A 14,750-nucleotide genomic window follows, 5' to 3' on the forward strand; every position below is an offset into this window, starting at 1 on the left:
GTCCCCTCGCGCTCGGAGCCGCTGCGGCACCGCCCCGATGGAAGTTGCACGGTCTGGTGTCGCCAAGCTGCACGTTCGCGGGATGCGGCTGCGGTCAGAAGGCGCCGGTGCCGTTGGGAGTGCCCAGGCCGGTGGGGCCGTCCCATCCTGCACGGGCGTGACACCACTGCGAGGGGGCCAGCAGGCAGAGGCCGTTGCTGCCGGACGTGACGTCGTTCAACGATGAGGCATGTCGGTAAGGGTAGTTGTTGTCGATCGAGGCGGAGTTGCCCGCCAGGGCGTACACCGAGGCGATGACCGGCGAGGAGACGCTGGTGCCGCCGAAGACCAGCCAGCCCGACAGTCCCTGGTAGGTCGTGCTGTCGTAGACGGCCACGCCGGTGGAGGGGTCGGCGACCGCGGAGACGTCCGCCTCGGCGCGCCGGGTGCAACCAGTGCCGGAGGCGGCGGCTCCGCTCAGCGCCGAGTTGTAGGCGGAGCAGCCGCTGCCCGCGCGGCTCCACGCGGTCTCGGTCCAGCCGCGGGAGTTCGAGGCGGTGCTGAGGGTGGTTCCGCCGACCGCGGTGACGTAGTGCGAGGACGCGGGGTAGCTCGCACCGTAGCCGTTGTCACCGGAACTGGCGGTGACCGCGATGCCCGGGTGGTTGTAGTACGAGCCGTAGGTGGAGTCGGAGGCGTCGGAGCCGCCGTAGCTGTTGCTGATCGCCACCACACCCTTGGTCGCGGCGGCCCGGTTCACCGCGGCGCCCAGGTTGGCGAAGGACGCGCTCTTGGCCTCCACCAGCAGGATGTGGCAGTTCGGGCAGATCGCCGAGACCATGTCGAGGTCCAGTGAGATCTCCTGGGTCCAGCCGCCGTCCGTGGCCGGGTAGCTGGTGCCGCCGTTCTGGTCGATCTTCTTGAAGCAGCCGTTGGCGGTGGTGCAGGCCCGGAGTCCGTAGTGGCTGCGGTAGACGCCGAGGTCGGCCTCCGCGGTCGGGTCGTTGTACGCGTCGACGATCGCGACCGTGCGGCCCGAACCAGCGGTCGCCGACGGCAACTTGTACGCGGACTGCAGGCTGGAGGGACCGTAGCCCGACGGTGCCGCGGTGGCCGCATGCGACGTCCCGGCCACGATGTCGGTACGGACGATCGCCTTGCAGGCGGCGAAGCCTGCCTTGGCCGTCGCGCAGGAGTGCGCGGGTGCCTGCTGCGTGGGCGCCGCGGCGCCTTGCGAAGCCGCCGCTGGGCCGAGGACCGTGAACGATATCGCCGTCAGGGCCACGCTGAGGGTACTCAACGGTCGTGCGCGCAGGTGCATATGACTCTCCTCGGGTCGTGAAGATCGCGACCGGGCCAGCGTCGTGGAAAAGGGACCCAGGGGAAAGCCATGGAATGTTAAAGGCGTACGCCGTTTTACGAGCCCTGGTCGACTCGACGGCGGATTAGCGACGTACCGCACGACATATCCACTAAACAGCTACCATCGAGCGCGTGCTTGCGATCATCAAATCCCCGCACCTTCCGCCTTGCGAACACACATCATCCTCACCGGATCGCTACGGCGAGGAATCGGTATTCCAGCCGCACTCCGTGATGTGACGGTTGGTCGAGGTCGAGGGACAGTGGCGACGAGGCCGCTGGGTCTGCCATCACCATGGCCGTCGCCCTTCCGACCGCACTCGCACCGGCCCTCCTCCAAGCCGTCCGGGCTCCGCCGAGGACTGGATACTCCCCCCCCAAGGACCGAATCGCCGCCCGCCGGCCTTTCACCTCAGCGAAAGAGCGGCTCGGCGCACCATCCGTGTGCGCCGGGATCGTGGCGAATACGGAGTGCGCCGAATGTGCTTCCGCCCTCCACGGGCCGTGGAGTGTTGCTGCCGATTAGGTGCGTCAGAATTCTGATTACCCCGGCTCTCCGGGACGGCGTTTAGCCAGGGGCACCGCCGAGCGAGGAGGGCGCCGTGGACGTGCCGCATGAACGGTGCGACGAGACCATCCGGGTGGCCGCGCCCGCCTCGCTGTCCTGCTTCGGACGACCGCGCGCCTACAGTCTCCTGGCGCTCAGTCAGGCCGTGCTCGCATCCCGAGCGGGAGCCAGCCGCACCGCGACGCCAAGGTCAGCAGGTGACAGCAGCGGCCCAGAAGCCGAATCTCTGAAGCGCCGGTCCTCTCGCCTGCCCGGGGGCAGGATGATCGCATTGACCGTGAGGGGATCGGTGGGCAACGCTAACCTTCCGATCATGGCCTTGCGACCTGATGAGTTCTACGACCATGCCCGTGCCGCTGCGGATGCGGAGCTACGGCTTCCGCTGGCGAGGATGACCGGCTGGAACATCAGCCCGTTCGAGCAGGACGGGCTGAGCGTCGCGCCACTGCGGCCGCCGGTGCTCCCCGAGCCGGCGCGGCACGGCGAGGGCGCTGTGGACTGCGACAATTGCCGTGAGCGGGACGAGGGCATCTGGTTCAACGAGCGCTGGCGACTCGCCCGGATCGAAGGCGTCGGTGTGCCCCTGGTGCTGATGCTGTTCCCGCGCGAGCACTACGACATGGCGGATCTCTCCGACGAGATGGCTGCGGAACTGGGCGTGCTCACCACACACCTCGTCCGGCACGTGCAAGCGCTGCCGTACATCTCCCGAGCCCACGTCTACCGGATCGGGGACGGAGCCGAACATCTGCACATCTGGTTCTTCGCCCGGCCCGAGGGGCAGACCCAGCTGTTCGGGTCGTGGATGCCCGTCTGGGACGACCTGCTGCCGGAGTACCCGGCAGACATAGCCGAAGCGGATGCGGCCGCAGTCGCCGACGCATTGGTTGCCTCGTACGGAGGCCGGCGCCGGGTCACCGACGGTCTGACGCGCGACTGACGCTGTACCATCTCGATGGTTAGGGTCGTGAAAACCGTCGTGGCAGCGATGTCACCGTGGGTTCGAACGCCGCAGCCTTCGCGGCGGGTGCAGTGCTGAAAACGGCGCCTGACCAGGCAAGCTCGTGGCTCCCCACCCGATCTGGCGCGGTGGTGGCACGGGCACGCACCTCGTCAGTCCTGGTCGGTCCCGCACGGCTCGGGGGCGGCCCGGCGCCCCGCCTGCAGAAGGAAGAGCAGACCAACAGCGGCCGCCAGCACGAAACTCGCCGAGTCGGCAATATCGACAACGGTGAAGGATGCTCCCAGCAGGTGCGGCACCTTGGCGGTCAGCATTCCGAAGCCCATGAGGAGCGGAGGCCAAGCCGAGGAGTGGCGCATGACCTGGCCGGGACTCGCGCGCTTCCGCGTTTTCGCCCGCTGCCACCAGAAGAGACCGGCCGACAGAAGGATCAGCACACAACCCAACACCACGACGGACCAGTCCATGAACCCGAGCATCGATCCCCCTCCCTGGGTACGGATCCTCCCGCGGAGTGTGACAGCTGTCGGGGACGCACGCTACGGCCAGGTCGGAGTGGTGGACCCGCCCGACGGGAAGCAGGGTCCACCACCCCCCTCAGCTGGAAAATCCGCCCGCCCCGCGGTGGGAGTCTCGGCGGATCGTTTCTTGCACGCCTTCACGCAATGGCTGATGTCGGCGAAGTACCAGCGAGCGGCGATCTCGGCCACGGTGAGGTCGTCGAGCCGGTTGAAGAGCCGCCAGCCGGCGTGTTCCAGCTCCGGTCCCCGCCGGTCGTCCGGACCGGCGACAAGGCCGTCGAGCGACGTCGGCAATCGACGGGCTCGCCGGGCGATGAGCCGGTCAGCTCCCCTGCTCGGTACCTCCCAGCAACTCCTGCATCGACGCGAGGTCTTCATCGATCACGTCGCGTCGTGCCCGTGGCCCACACGCGTGCAGCAGACGCGAGAAGTCGGCGGCCGCGGCGACGATGCGCTCCGCCAGCGCGGATCCCGACTCCAGGCCGAAGTCGCTGGTGGCGGCATAGACCGCGCGCGGCGAGACGATCGCGTGCAGATAGGTGAGCATCGGGCGGAGGGCGTGTTCGAGAACCAGCGAGTGACGCTCGGTTCCGCCGGTCGCCCCGATGAGTACGGGCATGTCGGAGAGCGTGTGTTCCGGCAGGACGTCGAAGAAGGATTTGAAGAGCCCGCTGAAGGAGGCGTTGAAGGCGGGTGTGACGGCGATGACCCCGTCCGCGTCGGCGACCGACGCGAAGGCCGACTCCAGTTCGTCCCTGGTGAACCCGGTCAGCATCGCGTCCATGATCGGGTGACCCAAGGGGCGCAGTTCGACGACTGCCGTCTCGGCGTGGTCACCGAGTCGTTCGAGTTCGGCCGCCACGGCTGTCACGAGCCGGTCCGCCAGGAGCCGTGTGGAGGACGGCTCCCGCAACCCGCCGGCGATGACGGTCAGCTTCACCGTGTTCGCCGCGTCGCTCTGGTCCATCGTGCTCACCGCGCTTCGGAATGGTCGTCGTGGGACAGCGGTCCTTCCCCGGCCCTGTGGGCGTCCAGCAGGGACTGGTGGGTCGGGGCCGGGGGTACTTCGGCGGGCCGGCCCACGGCGAACTCCTTACGGAGCACCGGCACTACTTCCTCACCGAGGATGTCGAGTTGTTCGAGCACCGTCGTGAGCGGAAGTCCGGCGTGGTCGACGAGGAACAGCTGTCGTTGGTAGTCGCCGGCGTACTCACGGAATCCGAGCGTCTTCTCGATGACCTGCGCCGGCGATCCGACTGTCAGGGGTGTGAGGGCCGTGAAGTCCTCCAACGAGGGTCCGTGGCCGTAGACGGGCGCGTTGTCGAAGTACGGCCGGAACTCCTTCACCGCGTCCTGACTGTTCTGGCGTATGAACACCTGACCGCCCAGGCCCACGATCGCCTGCTCCGGTGTGCCGTGGCCGTAATGCGCGAACCGTCTCCGGTACAGCTCCACCATCGACTGCGTGTGCGAGGCGGGCCAGAAGATGTGGTTGGCGAAGAATCCGTCGCCGTAGTGGGCCGCCAGTTCGGCCACGTCGGGGGTGCGGATCGCGGCGTGCCACACGAAGGGCGGTACGTCGTCCAGGGGGCGGGGCGCGAGCGTGAATCCCTGGAGCGACGACCGCAGCTTGCCCTCCCAGTCGACCACGTCCTCGCGCCACAGGCGGCGCAGCAGGCCGTAGTGCTCGACGGTCAGCGGGACGGCCTGGCGGATGTCCTGCCCGAACCAGGGATAGACGGGTCCGGTATTCCCCCGTCCGAGCATGACGTCGGCGCGACCGCCGGAGACGTGCTGCAGCACGCTGAAGTCCTCGGCGATCTTCACGGGATCATTGGTCGTGATCAGCGTGGTGGCGGTGGACAGCAGGAGACGTTCGGTCTGCCCGGCGATGTAGCCGAGCAGCGTCGTCGGTGAGGACGGTACGAACGGCGGGTTGTGGTGCTCGCCGGTGGCGAAGACGTCGAGTCCGACCTCTTCGGCCTTGCGCGCGATCGTGATGGTGGCCTGGATACGTTCCGCTTCGGTGGGGGTGGTCCCCGCGGTGGGGTCGGCGGTGACATCACCCACGGTGAAGATGCCGAACTGCATGCCACATGCCTCGGCCGAGTTCATGTCGAACTCCCTGGCTCTGCTGGTGGACTCCATCTCATGTTCTCACCCGCGCACCTGCCCCGCCCGGTGATGGCCCCTGTCACCGGCGATCGCCTGGCGGCATCGGCTCTGCGGGGATCGGACGGCGAGCGCGTGACGCTCTGCCGCTACCGCATTCCGCATCGTGCCGGGCTCGTACCAGGTCGATTCCGCCCGCGTTGTGACCAGTATGGGTCGTGTCTAGTCTTGGACTCGTGGCGGTCTGCGCCACGAGCCGCGGGGTACCACGCCGCCCTGGGAAAAACGTTCCCGGCCCTTTGCGGCGACTGCCCGCCGTTCGGTCGAGTCAACCGGATCGTGCGCAGGAAAAGGTGACGCACTTCCGCGCTTGAGGGCGCCGGAGGTCGATGTGCTCCCCACGCGACACAAGACAGCAACCATCAACGGGCAGAGTGTGTTCTACCGCGAGGCCGGCCCCGGCGACGCGCCGGTGGTGCTGCTGCTCCACGGATTTCCGAGCAGTTCTCACATGTTCCGCCACCTCGTGCCCGCATTGGCCGACGACTATCACGTGATAGCTCCCGATCACATCGGATACGGGCATTCGGCCATGCCCAAGGTCGACGAGTTCGACTACACCTTCGACAACCTGGCGAGCGTCACGGCCGGGCTGATGGACCACCTGGGCGTCAAACGGTTCGCGATCTACGTGCACGACTACGGTGCCCCGATCGGCTGGCGCCTGGCGCTCGACCCGTCCTACGACGTCACCGCGATCATCTCGCAGAGCGGGAACGCCTACATGGAGGGCTTCGCCAAGCCGTTCTGGGACGACCTGTTCGCGTACGCCACCGAGCCGAGCCGTGAGACCGAGCCGGGAGCCCGTGCCAAGTTCAGCCCGAGCACGACGCGTTGGCAGTACGAGAACGGCGCACCCGACACCGACCTGGTCAGCCCCGACACGTGGACCCTCGACCAGCTCCTGCTGGAGCGGCCGGGCAACGACGAGGTGCAGCTCGCACTGTTCCGTGACTACCCGACGAACATCGACGGCTACGGAAAGCTGCAGGAGTACTTCCGCACCAGCCAGGTGCCGCTGCTCGCGGTATGGGGCGAGCGGGACGAGATCTTCGGGCCGGACGGCGCACGGGCGTTCTCCCGCGACCTGCCCGACGCCGAGGTCCACCTGCTGCCTGCCGGCCACTTCGCCCTGGAGACGCACCTGGACGCCATCAGCGGGTACATCCACGGATTCCTCGGACGCGTCCTGACGTGAACGCCGTCCGACCCGCCCTTTCGCGCCGGCCTTCCCACAGAGAGGTGGCATGGTGGCCACATTGACAGCGGTGAATGTCGGGATGCCGAAAGACGTTCCCTGGCACGGGAAGACCGTGCACACCGGCGTCTACAAGCAGACGGTGGCCGGGCCGAGAATGGTGCGGCGCCTGAACATCGACGGCGACGGCCAGGGCGACCTCGGCGGACACGGCGGGGAGCAGCGTGCCGTGCTGGTCTACCAGCTCGACTCCTACCGTTTCTGGGAGAAGGAGCTCGGGCGCGACAACCTCGCACCCGGCGCCTTCGGCGAGAACTTCACCGTCGAGGGCCTGCCCGACGGCGAAGTCTGCATCGGTGACCGCTACCGCATCGGCGGCGCCCTGTTCGAAGTCACCCAGCCACGGGTCACGTGCTACCGGGTGGGCCTGCGCATGGGCGAGCCGCAGATGGCGGCACTGCTCGTCGCCCACCACCGCCCCGGCTTCTACCTGCGCGTCATCGAGGAGGGCGAGGTCGAGGCAGGGCAGGACATCGTCAAGGTGTCCACCGGCCCCGAGGCCATGACGGTCGAGGAGATCGACGGTGTCCTCTACCTGCCCGGCCACACCCGCGAGCAGGTCGAGAAGGCTTTGCGGATCCCGGCCCTCAGCCCGGGCTGGCAAGGTTCCATGCGGACCCTTCTGGACCAGGACGACAAGCAGGGCACCGCGGGATCCTCCGGCAGCGCCGGCCTCAACGCCGCAGCCTCCGCACCACCGCCTGCCTGGCCCGGCTTCCGCCCGCTGACCGTGACAGACATCCAGCCCGAGAGCCGCAGTGTCTTCTCCCTGTACCTGGCCGCCGCCGACGGAGCAGACCTTCCAGCCGCGCTGCCGGGCCAGTTCATCACCGTCAAGGTTCAGCCCGAAGGAGAGGCACCACCGCTCATCCGCAGCTACTCGTTGTCCGGCGAGCCCGGCACCGGCACCTACCGGATCAGCGTCAAGGTCGAACCCCACGGCGCCGCCAGCAATCAGCTGAAAGCGCACCTTCGCGTCGGCGACGGCCTGGAGGCCGCAGCGCCCCGCGGCACGTTCTGCCTGACCGACGGGGACAACCCCGTGGTGTTGCTGTCCGCAGGTGTGGGCGCAACTCCGGTCCTGGCGATGCTGCACGCGCTCGCCCGCGACCGCTCCACCCGCCAGGTGTGGTGGCTGCACGGCGCCCGTGACGGCACCGAGCACCCCTTCGCCCAGGAAAGCCGCGACTTGATCGAAGGACTCCCTCACGCACGGTCGACCGTGTGTTACAGCAGCCCCACCGCCGACGACCGGCCGGGCGTCGACTACGCCGCAGCCGGCCGGCTGTCGCCCGACCTCGTCCGCGGGCTCGGCGTGCCGACCGACGCCGACGCGTACCTGTGCGGACCCGCCGCCTTCATGGACGGCGTCACCGCCGCGCTCGTCGACTACGGCCTCGACGCCGCGCACGTCCACACCGAGATCTTCGGCTCGGGCGCGGCCGTCACCCCGGGAATCAAGGGCGGCGCGGCGGCGCCCGCACCGCACCAGCCCTCAGGCCCGGCAGGCTCGGGCCCGCAGGTGACCTTCGCGCGCAGCGGCATCAACGTCCCCTGGAACGACACTCAGGAATCGCTGCTCGAACTCGCCGAGGCATGCGACGTACCGGTCCAGTGGTCCTGCCGGACCGGGGTCTGCCACACCTGCGAACTCGCCCTGATGTCGGGAGCCGTCGACTACTCCCCCGACCCGGTCGAGCCTCCGGGTGACGGGAACATACTGATCTGCTGCTCGAAACCCGCCGGAGAGGTCGTCCTGGACCTGTAGGTCCGGGAGCGGCACGCGCACCGAGGCCGCCGACTTCGCAGAGCCGGCCGAGGTCGCTGAGGCGCTTCGGCCCGGCTCGCCCACAGCCCCGGCCCGCAGGATGGCGTGCGGCGTCACAGCCCCCGGGTGACCACCGCGAGAACCGTGTCGAGGGCACGGCGCACCTCTGACTCGGGCAGGTGCTGCAGCGGGCCGTCGACGAGCAGGGCGGCAAGCCCGTGCACGCTGGACCACGCCGCGTACTCCGCTCCCTCGCGGCGGCCGTGAGGCAGGGCGCCGGCGTCGACGAGGTCGTCGAGTGCCGCATTCAACTGCCGGAAGGGGTGATCGGCCGGCAGCTGCACCCCCTCACCACCCTCGGTCCCGGCCCCCACACCCGCGCCGGTGAAGGCGGTGCGAAACCATCCGGGCTCGGCGCGCGCGAAGTCCACATAGGCCCGTCCCAGTGCGTTCAGCCGCGCCCACGCCCGCTGTGCGCCCGGCGGCCCGGTCACCGCCTCCGTGCGGGCCCGCATCAAGGCGCCGAGTCGGTCCATGCAGCGCGCGGCGACGGCCGCGACCAGCTCGTGGTGATCCGCGTAGTGGCGGTAGGCGGCGTTGTGGGAGACGCCGGCCTGCCGGCTGACCTCGCGCAGCCCGATGGCGCCGGGGCCGCCGGCTCTGGCCAGCGTGAGACCCGCGTCGACCAGCGCCTGGGGCAGGTTGCCGTGGTGGTAACCCTGCTTGCCGGCCATGGGATCACTCCTCGTGCCGCCCGATGTTGACGCTGTCCATTTTAGGTGGAACAGTGGCAAATGTACCCATTGTCAACATGCTGCGGAGGCGATCGTTTCCTCCCCGCGCACCGTCCGCCCGTCCCTCGTCCTCGCCGTGGCCTGCCTGGCCGCGTTCACCATCAACCTGGACACCACGCTGGTCAATGTCGCCTTGCCTTCGGTGAGTCGCGAGCTTCACGCCGGCACCAGGAGCCTCCAGTGGATCGTCGACGGCTACAACCTGGCCTTCGCGTCTCTTGTGCTGGTCGCCGGCTCCCTGGGCGACCGCTTCGGCCGGCGGCCGGCCCTCCTGGCGGGCCTGGGCGGCTTCGCGCTCGCCAGCGCGGCGGCTGCGGCCGTGTCCCATCCGAGCGGCCTGATCGCCCTGCGGTTCGCCATGGGCGCGTGTGCGGCGGTCATCTTCCCGACCACCCTGTCCGTGATCACCAACGCCTTCCCCGTGCGACGCGAGCGCGCTCAGGCCATCGGCCTCTGGGGAGCGGTGACCGGACTGGGCGTGGCGGTGGGTCCGGTCTGCGGAGGACTCCTTCTGGCCCACTTCGGCTGGGTGTCGGTGTTCCTCGCTCTGGTCCCCGTGAGCCTGGTGGCGCTCGCGGCGGCTTGGCGGATCGTGCCGGAATCCCGCAGCCCCGAAAACGCCCGGCTGGACCCGCCCGGCCTGCTGACGTCATCCGCAGCGGTCGGCCTGCTCGTCTATACGATCATCGAAGCGCCCGCCCGCGGCTGGACCGCAACCCAGACCGCGGCGGGCTTCGCCGGCACCGCCGGCCTGGCGGTGGCCTTCGTCCTCATCGAGCGCCGGCGGTCCCGCCCGATGATCGACGTCTCGCTGTTCCGCACTCCCGCGTTCTCGGCCGCCAGCGGATCCGTGACCATCGCCTTCTTCGCGCTCTTCGGGTTCATCTTCCTGGTCACCCAGTACTTCCAGTTCATCCGCGGATACGGGACGCTGTCCACCGGCGTGCGCATCCTGCCGGTGGCCCTGTGCATCGCGGTCGGATCCGTGGCCGGCGTCACCCTGGTCAAGCGCATCGGCACGCGTCCGGTCGTCGTCACCGGCCTGCTGCTGCTCGGATGCGGTTACGGTTGGATCGCCCTGTCGCCCACCTTCGTGGACTACTCCGCCATCGTCGGACAGATGGTCATCATGGGGCTGGGACTGGGCATGACGACGGCGCCCGCCACCGAGTCGATCCTCAGTGTGCTGCCTCCCGCCAAAGCCGGCCTGGGGTCGGCAGTCAACGACGCCACCCGGGAGACCGGTGGAACCCTCGGAGTCGCCGTCCTCGGAAGCATCTTCACGTCGCTCTACACCGCACATCTCGGAACCACCGGGTTCGCACACCTGCCGCCTGCCCAGGCGTCCGCGGCACGCGAGTCGGTTTCCGCGGCCCTGAGCACGGCACGCGGTTCCCGTAGCCAGGACCTGTTGAGCGCGGTACAGACCTCGTTCATGGACGGCTTCCACACCGCCTGCGTCGTCGCCGCCGCAATCTGCGTGGCAGGCGCGCTCCTCGCGCTCGCTCTGCCGGGCCGCTTTCCGTCAGCCCCCCTCGTACCCCGCGCAAGGTCAGCCGCGCGGTCACCGGCACCTTCCCCGTGACGCGACGCCTCGAGGACGGAGGCGCTCGGACCGACCCCGGACGCGGCGAGCACGATCACGAGCCATGGGACGGCGTGGCCCCAACACGCCCCGAGCCGAGGTGCGTTGAGTGTCACCGACTGGTCGGGGTGGTTCTATCCTGGCCAGGTGTTGGGGGAGACCACGCCGGTGCGGACAGGCAGGCGGGCGGCTGCGGCCCGCTGGCTCGACAGAGCGCTGACAGCCTCGATTTTCGGCGGCAGAACCGTCCTGCACCGATTCCTCCGTGCGGACTTGGCCAACTTCGACGGGCTCCCCTATACCGACGCGAGCCCACGCGATCGCCAGCGCAGAGCCGTCTTGTACGCCTCCCTTCGCCTACGCGGAGCCGAAGGGATCACACGGGCTCGGATTCGCTACAACGCGATCCTGTTCGTCGCCGTTCTGAGCACCTCGATCCTCATCGCGCGCTTACGCGACGCGATCGGCGACTACGCGCCTCCGCCCGTCAAACCTTCATCGCAGCAGACCGATACCTATCTGGGCCCTGTCAATGCGCTGATACTGGGCATAGGCATCGCCGTCCTGTGCGCCAGCGTGCTGCATCGGTTCCTCAAACGCCGCCCCCGCCTCATTGCTTTCCCCTCACAGATGTGGGCAGCGCAGAGCACACTCCCCGGCCTGTCGGCCGCCCTCACCGCGTCACTGTCACAGCGCATAGGCATCCACAGCACCTGGGGCTACTTCTGGAACGGCCTGGTCGTGACCTGGAATCTCCAACTGCTGTATCTGGCGATCACCGCCGGATTCGGGATACCCGTCTCCTGGGCCGTCGCCCGCCGGTGCAGGCCGACGGACAGGCTGCTCCTGGAGACAACCGCCCTCGCGGCCGACGTGCATGCCCGAACCCGCCGCCGCCGAACACGGGAAGCGCCTTACCTGCTCTGCCGCCGCTTGGATCACCTGGCTCTCATGGCCGAACACGACCTCGTCCTCCCCTACCAGGGACCCCGTACCGTGCGCCGGGAGCTGCGGCAGCCCGCATTGCGCATCGCCGCCGTCTACCGCCAGCACCGCCTTCCACTGATCACCGCGTCAACTCCTGAAGCCGCGGACCGCGTCGTCGCCTCCCTGATGGCAGCAGCCGAAGCCCTCGCGACCGGAGACCGAGCGGCGCTCCTGGCCAACGCCCCCGATCACGTCAACGAGCGGAACATCTTCCGTCGTCTCGTCACACGTCTATGGCCGGCCGCCCTTTTCGTCACGGCCGGCGCGCTCCTACCCCTGATCCCGTCGATCGCAACGCAGTCCGGTGTCGCCTCCAGCCTGCGTTGGAGCCTGATCGTCGCAGGTGTCCTGACCTTTGTCGCCGGTCAGGACACCGCAACCCGGATCGGCACACCACTGGACAAGGCACTGCCCTGGCGAGCCTGATTCTCCCTGGCCAAGTCCTGCACCGCACCGGCGAAAACCGGTGAGCCGGCCTGCGCGGCGGCGTAGCCGGCGTCCTGCGCGGACCCACGTCCGCAAGCGGCGCCGTGCTGGTGCGACGATGGACATGTCCTGGTTGTCCCGATGCATATTGTGACCGCAGAGACGGGTGTTGTTCCCGTGGCACTTGGGGCATCCGTTCCGGTGCTGACCGGTTTCGCCGTCAGGCGGACCACCCGGCATCGGCCGGCCGCCGTCTCGACGAAACGAACCGACCTGAACCGAACTGACCCGACCTGAACCGACACCAAGGATGGGCATCATGAGGGAGTTCGACGGCACCCCGCGAACCGCCGCCTGGATCGTCACCGGGCCGACCTCCGGGATCGGCTACCGCGCCGCGCTCGATCTCGCCGAGCACGGCACCGTCGTTCTGGTGGGCCGCAGCCCGCACAAGCTCAAGAAGGTCGCGGCCGAGATCAACGCGCGCCCGCGCGGACACGCCGTCACCGTCACCGGTGACTTCTCCGACCTCGCCAGTGTGCGACGCGCCGCCGCGGAGATCGTCGCCCTCGATCTCCCGATTGCGGGACTGCTCAACAACGCGGGTGTGTCGCCCATGGGACCAGCGCACACGGCGCAGGGCTGGGACCTGGCGTTCACGACCAACCACCTCGGCCCCTTCGTCTTCACCGAGGCGCTCGTCCCGCACTTACCCGACGGCGCCAACGTCGTCTTCGTCTGCTCGGCCGTCGAGGACCCGAAGCGCACGTCCGCGACCCTGGCCGGCTATCGAGGCGGCCGGTACATCTCCGCCGAGGCCGGCCTGCGGGGTGAGTGGCGGCCCGGTGGTTCGCGCCGGCCCGGCATGGACGCCTACGCCACCTCCAAGCAGTGCAACCTGGCGACGGTCCTGGAGTTCGCCCGGGAAACGCCCCGGCTCCGTTTCAACGCGGTCGAACCAGGCTTCAACCCGGGCACCGGCCTGGGCCGCGACGCCGGGCCCGTCGCCCGACTGGCACTGAGGTGCGTCGCCGCGCCGCTCGCGCCCTTCATCACCTACTGGAACACCCCCAAGCGCGCCGCCCGGATGATCACGCATGTCCTAACCGACTCGTCGGATGCCACCGGCGTGTACTACGACGAGAAGGGCAGGCCGATGCCCGGCTCCGACCAGGTCCGCGACCCCGCGTTCGACGCCCGGGTCGTCCGTGAGACGCGCACGCTGCTCGCTGACATCGCCGGCCGGCCCGCTTGACCACCGCGGACCCCGCGGTCACCGGTCCGGTCCGACGAGGTCCGCCATGACGTGCCCGCGGGTTTCTGCGGTGGTCTCATCCCGCGCGGTCGGCAGTTCTGCGGGAGGCACGCGGGCCCGGGCTGTACGAGGCGGTACCGACGAGCTACTCCTCGGGCTCCCAGGCGATCAGCTGCTCGAACACCCGCTGGTCGCCCTGGATCTTCACGTCGCTCAGCGTGAGGCGGCCCCACATCAGGAGGAGCAGCTGCTCGGCCGTGCCCGTGGCCGAAGCCGAGGCGGGCGCTGCGTCGTCCGTGAGGGGTGCGGGCCAGGCACCGGTGCCGTCCAGTGCGAGGAGCCAGGAGCGGCCCTCGGTGACGTGGTAGTGGATGGTGGCGGCCTCGTGCGGCCAGGCCACCGGGGTGGAGTTGCAGGTGTCGAGGAACTCCGCCACACCGTCGATCGCCACGTCCGCCGGCATCGGTCGCACAGCGCCCGCCGCGAGCTGCGCGTCGTAGGTGTGCACCAGCACCTCGTGAACCCGGCGCCGGGCCACACCCCAGGCGTTCGCCGGTGACACGCCGGCGGCCCACCACGTCCAGCACGCGCGCTCCGGGCCGGCCTCGCGCAACGTGCTCAGCAGCAGCTCGTTCGATTCGGCGTACCAGCCCAGCAGCGCTTCGAGGTCGCGCGGCACCTCCCCGGCGTCCTTGGCCGGCGGAGCCTCGGCCGGGCCCGCGGCCACGATCGCGGCCCACCAGCGCTGGCCCGTACCCAGGTGCCGCACCAGATCGAACACCGTCCACTCGGGGCAGGACGGCACCGGCGCGTCGAGACCGGGCGCGGCGGCGACCGCGCTCCGGAACGCGGCCGACCGCTCGTCGATCAGTCTCAGCAAGGCGGAATACTCAAGACGCTCTGTCACATCGCTTACCTATCACCCGAGCTCGGCCGACCACACCCGATTTTCCGTCGACCAGTTCGACCGCTTCGCCTCCGCCGTCCACGCCTTCGGTCGCGCCACGAACAAGCCTGCAACAGGATGCGGGCTGACCAGTCAGGAAGATTGCCGCCCACACACCGTCACCCGGGCTGCCCGCGCCGCTCGTCGTCACGGCCGACGGCCCAGGTC

At 69.3% G+C, this 14,750-nt stretch carries 12 protein-coding genes; 6 read left to right on the forward strand and 6 right to left on the reverse strand.

The features are described 5' to 3' along the window. Positions 1–94 precede the first annotated feature (94 nt). A complete protein-coding gene (locus K7862_RS06975) occupies positions 95–1,300 on the reverse strand; it encodes a S53 family peptidase (RefSeq protein WP_222961526.1) in 1,206 nt (401 codons plus the stop codon). Between the two features lie 643 nt (positions 1,301–1,943). Here K7862_RS06975 and K7862_RS37335 point away from each other — a divergent pair. Beyond that, complete coding sequence (locus K7862_RS37335) at positions 1,944–2,849, forward strand: HIT family protein (RefSeq protein ID WP_262412764.1); 906 nt, start codon at positions 1,944–1,946, stop codon at positions 2,847–2,849. A gap of 173 nt (positions 2,850–3,022) precedes the next feature. On the opposite strand, the gene K7862_RS06985 is transcribed toward K7862_RS37335, so the two are convergent. The 3 genes from K7862_RS06985 to K7862_RS06995 all read right to left on the reverse strand — a co-directional run bounded on the left by K7862_RS06985 (position 3,023) and on the right by K7862_RS06995 (position 5,482). Beyond that, positions 3,023–3,349, reverse strand: coding sequence for a hypothetical protein (locus K7862_RS06985; RefSeq protein ID WP_222961527.1), 327 nt, complete (start codon positions 3,347–3,349; stop codon positions 3,023–3,025). A gap of 364 nt (positions 3,350–3,713) precedes the next feature. Then, positions 3,714–4,358 carry a CE1759 family FMN reductase gene (locus tag K7862_RS06990; protein ID WP_262412765.1) on the reverse strand — a complete coding sequence of 215 codons (645 nt, stop codon included), beginning with the start codon at positions 4,356–4,358 and terminating at the stop codon, positions 3,714–3,716. 5 nt (positions 4,359–4,363) lie between these two features. Beyond that, positions 4,364–5,482 (reverse strand): LLM class flavin-dependent oxidoreductase, encoded by a 1,119-nt coding sequence (locus tag K7862_RS06995; protein ID WP_222961572.1) that lies wholly within the window; start codon positions 5,480–5,482, stop codon positions 4,364–4,366. A gap of 412 nt (positions 5,483–5,894) precedes the next feature. Between K7862_RS06995 and K7862_RS07000 the strand changes: the two genes are divergently transcribed. Both K7862_RS07000 and K7862_RS07005 read left to right on the forward strand, forming a co-directional pair. Beyond that, the gene (locus tag K7862_RS07000) at positions 5,895–6,761 is read left to right on the forward strand and encodes an alpha/beta fold hydrolase (RefSeq protein ID WP_222961528.1); all 867 of its coding nucleotides are present in this window, start codon (positions 5,895–5,897) and stop codon (positions 6,759–6,761) included. Between the two features lie 82 nt (positions 6,762–6,843). Next, positions 6,844–8,589, forward strand: coding sequence for an MOSC and FAD-binding oxidoreductase domain-containing protein (locus tag K7862_RS07005; protein ID WP_262412766.1), 1,746 nt, complete (start codon positions 6,844–6,846; stop codon positions 8,587–8,589). Positions 8,590–8,702: 113 nt separating this feature from the next. On the opposite strand, the gene K7862_RS07010 is transcribed toward K7862_RS07005, so the two are convergent. Then, positions 8,703–9,323 carry a TetR/AcrR family transcriptional regulator gene (locus K7862_RS07010; protein ID WP_222961529.1) on the reverse strand — a complete coding sequence of 207 codons (621 nt, stop codon included), beginning with the start codon at positions 9,321–9,323 and terminating at the stop codon, positions 8,703–8,705. Between K7862_RS07010 and K7862_RS07015 the strand changes: the two genes are divergently transcribed. The 3 genes from K7862_RS07015 to K7862_RS07025 all read left to right on the forward strand — a co-directional run bounded on the left by K7862_RS07015 (position 9,322) and on the right by K7862_RS07025 (position 13,636). Further along, on the forward strand, positions 9,322–10,968 hold the full coding sequence (locus K7862_RS07015; RefSeq protein WP_222961530.1) for an MFS transporter: 1,647 nt from the start codon (positions 9,322–9,324) through the stop codon (positions 10,966–10,968). The two genes, K7862_RS07010 and K7862_RS07015, sit on opposite strands and share 2 nt — an antisense overlap. A 147-nt stretch (positions 10,969–11,115) precedes the next feature. Further along, positions 11,116–12,381, forward strand: coding sequence for a hypothetical protein (locus K7862_RS07020; protein ID WP_222961531.1), 1,266 nt, complete (start codon positions 11,116–11,118; stop codon positions 12,379–12,381). 319 nt (positions 12,382–12,700) lie between these two features. Then, on the forward strand, positions 12,701–13,636 hold the full coding sequence (locus K7862_RS07025) for an SDR family NAD(P)-dependent oxidoreductase (RefSeq protein ID WP_222961532.1): 936 nt from the start codon (positions 12,701–12,703) through the stop codon (positions 13,634–13,636). Between the two features lie 145 nt (positions 13,637–13,781). Here K7862_RS07025 and K7862_RS07030 read toward each other — a convergent pair whose 3' ends face one another. Further along, positions 13,782–14,543, reverse strand: a complete 762-nt coding sequence (locus K7862_RS07030; protein ID WP_222961533.1) for a maleylpyruvate isomerase family mycothiol-dependent enzyme — start codon at positions 14,541–14,543, stop codon at positions 13,782–13,784. Between the last annotated feature and the right edge of the window lie 207 nt (positions 14,544–14,750).

This window comes from Actinacidiphila acidipaludis (assembly GCF_019890725.1).
Taxonomy (GTDB): domain Bacteria; phylum Actinomycetota; class Actinomycetes; order Streptomycetales; family Streptomycetaceae; genus Actinacidiphila; species Actinacidiphila acidipaludis.

What these genes read in the sequence shown, in the direction of transcription:
- K7862_RS06975 (WP_222961526.1), bottom strand. Translation starts at nt 1,300, where the DNA reads ATGCACCTGCGCGCACGACCGTTGAGTACCCTCAGCGTGGCCCTGACG.
- K7862_RS06985 (WP_222961527.1), bottom strand. Translation starts at nt 3,349, where the DNA reads ATGCTCGGGTTCATGGACTGGTCCGTCGTGGTGTTGGGTTGTGTGCTG.
- K7862_RS06990 (WP_262412765.1), bottom strand. Translation starts at nt 4,358, where the DNA reads ATGGACCAGAGCGACGCGGCGAACACGGTGAAGCTGACCGTCATCGCC.
- K7862_RS06995 (WP_222961572.1), bottom strand. Translation starts at nt 5,482, where the DNA reads ATGCAGTTCGGCATCTTCACCGTGGGTGATGTCACCGCCGACCCCACC.
- K7862_RS07005 (WP_262412766.1), top strand. Translation starts at nt 6,844, where the DNA reads ATGCCGAAAGACGTTCCCTGGCACGGGAAGACCGTGCACACCGGCGTC.
- K7862_RS07015 (WP_222961530.1), top strand. Translation starts at nt 9,322, where the DNA reads ATGGGATCACTCCTCGTGCCGCCCGATGTTGACGCTGTCCATTTTAGG.
- K7862_RS07010 (WP_222961529.1), bottom strand. Translation starts at nt 9,323, where the DNA reads ATGGCCGGCAAGCAGGGTTACCACCACGGCAACCTGCCCCAGGCGCTG.
- K7862_RS07025 (WP_222961532.1), top strand. Translation starts at nt 12,701, where the DNA reads ATGAGGGAGTTCGACGGCACCCCGCGAACCGCCGCCTGGATCGTCACC.